This window comes from Rhizobacter sp. P2_H2, from assembly GCF_056403375.1.
Genome location: NZ_JBFUFP010000889.1, coordinates 1 through 2302, shown reverse-complemented (window position 1 = coordinate 2302; position 2302 = coordinate 1). Strand labels below are relative to the sequence as shown.

General features: G+C 72.4%; 5 protein-coding genes. 1 reads left to right on the top strand and 4 read right to left on the bottom strand.

All coding sequences use genetic code 11. The features are described from left to right. The 3 genes from AC1D15_RS27830 to AC1D15_RS27820 form a co-directional block, all read right to left on the bottom strand. A partial coding sequence (locus AC1D15_RS27830; RefSeq protein ID WP_477828552.1) for a TPM domain-containing protein occupies positions 1–290 on the bottom strand: 290 nt, incomplete at its 3' end. Next, positions 287–916, bottom strand: coding sequence for a LemA family protein (locus AC1D15_RS27825; protein WP_477828551.1), 630 nt, complete (start codon positions 914–916; stop codon positions 287–289). The genes AC1D15_RS27825 and AC1D15_RS27830, both read right to left, overlap by 4 nt. A gap of 18 nt (positions 917–934) precedes the next feature. Then, complete coding sequence (locus AC1D15_RS27820; protein WP_477828550.1) at positions 935–1585, bottom strand: BON domain-containing protein; 651 nt, start codon at positions 1583–1585, stop codon at positions 935–937. Positions 1586–1703: 118 nt separating this feature from the next. Here AC1D15_RS27820 and AC1D15_RS27815 point away from each other — a divergent pair, with 118 nt between their 5' ends. Beyond that, positions 1704–1937, top strand: a complete 234-nt coding sequence (locus AC1D15_RS27815) for a YgaP family membrane protein (RefSeq protein ID WP_477828549.1) — start codon at positions 1704–1706, stop codon at positions 1935–1937. Here AC1D15_RS27815 and AC1D15_RS27810 read toward each other — a convergent pair. Beyond that, on the bottom strand, positions 1895–2302 hold a 408-nt coding region (locus tag AC1D15_RS27810; RefSeq protein ID WP_477828548.1), incomplete at its 5' end, for a P-loop nucleotide/nucleoside kinase family protein. The genes AC1D15_RS27815 and AC1D15_RS27810 overlap by 43 nt on opposite strands.

The following is a 2302-nucleotide window of genomic DNA, read 5'->3' as shown; positions in this document are numbered from 1 at the left end:
ACCTTGCGCCGCCCGAGCTTCCACTGCTCGGCCACGCGCAGCGCGTACGCCTCGATCGGCTCGGGCTGCGTCGTCGCGACGATCAGCACCGCCAGCTGGCTGCCCTTGCGCGCCTCGAACGCGGCAAGCTTGCGCTCGAGCTCGGCCTGCGCGGAGGCGCTCAGCGTCGCGGTCAGGTCGGTCACGTGGCCGCGCAGCGGCGGCACCGCGACCAGCGCGGCGGCACCGTGCACGCCGCAGGCGAGCAACAGCGCGCACAGTGCCACCCGCGCCGCGCGTGCGGCGTTCATCGCGATGCCGCCGGTGCCGGCGGCGGCGCGCCGAAATCCACCCGCGGCGGCTGGGCGATCGCCCGCTCGTTGTCGACCGCGAAGTTCGGCTTCTCCTGGAAGCCGAACGCCATCGCGGTCAGGTTCGACGGGAACGAGCGCACCGTGACGTTGTAGGCCTGCACCGACTGGATGTAGCGGTTGCGCGCGACCGCGATGCGGTTCTCGGTGCCCTCCAGCTGTGCCTGCAGGTCGCGGAAGGCCTGGTTCGCGCGCAGCGTCGGGTAGTTCTCCGAGACCGCCAGCAACCGCGCCAGCGCGCTCGACAGCTCGCCCTGCGCCTGCTGGAACTTCTGGAACGCCTGCGGGTCGTTGACGAGCGCCGGCGTCGCCTGCACCGCGGTCGCGCGGGCGCGTGCCTCGACCACGCGGGTGAGCGTCGATTGCTCGAAGTCCGCCTCGGCCTTCACGGTGGCCACCAGGTTCGGCACCAGGTCGGCCCGCCGCTGGTACTGGTTGACGACCTCGGACCAGGCGGCCTGGGTCTGCTCGTCGCTGCCTTGCAACGTGTTGTAGCCGCAGCCGCCGAGCACGAGTGCCGCGGCGCAGGCGAAAGCGAGCGACAACGCCCGCATGAATGGATGCATGAAGGATCTCCTCGGGCGTCAGCCGACGGTCAGGTCGTTGACCACCGTCCGCACGCCGGGCGCCGCCCAGGCCACGCCCTGCGCGGCCTCGCGCTCGTGCCACGAATCGACGCGGCCGGTCAGCCGCACGGTGTGGCCCTCGACGCTCACCTGGATGCGCTGGCTCTCGCGCAGCGTCTGGCGGATCAGCGCTTCCTCGATCTTGCGTTTCAGGTCGTCGACCTTGGGCTGCGCGCGCAGCGCGATCAGGTTGCTGATGCCGACCACGCCGGCCAGCGGGCGGATGGCCTTCTCGACGCTGCGGCGCTGGTAGTCCCAATCGACCTCGCCGCGCAGCGTGACCCAGCCTCGTTCCACGGTCAGCTGCACCGCACTCGGCGACACCGCGGTGTTCCAGCTCAGCGCCAGTTCGGCGTTGGCAGCGATCTCGGTGTCGCTGCGCAGGTGCTCCTTCAGCAGCCGCACGTCCAGCTCCACCGCGAGCGCCCTGACGCCGGCCACGCGCTGCGCGGCGCGCACCGCCGCATGCTTCTGCCCGAAGGTGCCGATGTGGCCCGTCAACGTGACGACGCCATCCTTCACCGCGACGCCGATCTGGGTGGCATGCGTGGCGGGATCCCACGCCAGCTCGGCCGAAACTTCCTGCTTGAGTTGCTCGTCGGTCTTCATGCTTTCTCCTGTGTGAAACGGGGTGACCGATCCAATCTAGGCGTTGCACGGGCACACACCTTGCGCTTGATCAACGCAGGCCGCGATGCGCCTCGCACATCGCGGTCCGTCGCTTTGCATGACGAGGGTTGCGCCCTGTCCCGACACCACCCGCCGGCAGGCCCGACGCGCGCCTCGGAGATCCTCGCCCGCACGGCGGCTGCGGGCCGGCCTCACGCTCATCGCGCTGGCAGCGCTCTCGGTGCTCGGCCCGTGGGCCTGGATCGGGGTCGTGCCGCTGCTGACCGGCGCGTTCGGCCGCTGCCCGGCCTACCTGCCGTTCGGCATCAACACCTGCAGGCTGCCGCGCTGAGCGCGGGGCAGCGCGAGGCAGCGCGCGGCCAGTGCCGCCGCCTGCAGCGGCCGGGTCGCGTCGATCGCGATGCAGCGCGGCTGCTCGTCGACCGCCAGCGGCTGCTGCCGTGCCGCCAGGTGCTCCAGCACCGTGCCGTCGGCCTCCGACGGGTCGTCGCCGCGCGCGCGGCGGGCGCGCACGCGCTCGTGCAGCACGGGCAGCGGCGCCTGCAGGTCGAGCACCGCGAACGGCACGCCCCAGGCCTGCGCGGCGGCCGCGAAATCGTCGCGCTCGCTGCGCTGCAGGAAGGCCGCATCGACCACCACCGTCCAGCCGGCGGCGATCGCGCGGCCGGCGTGCACGCGCAGCGCGGCTGCTCGTCG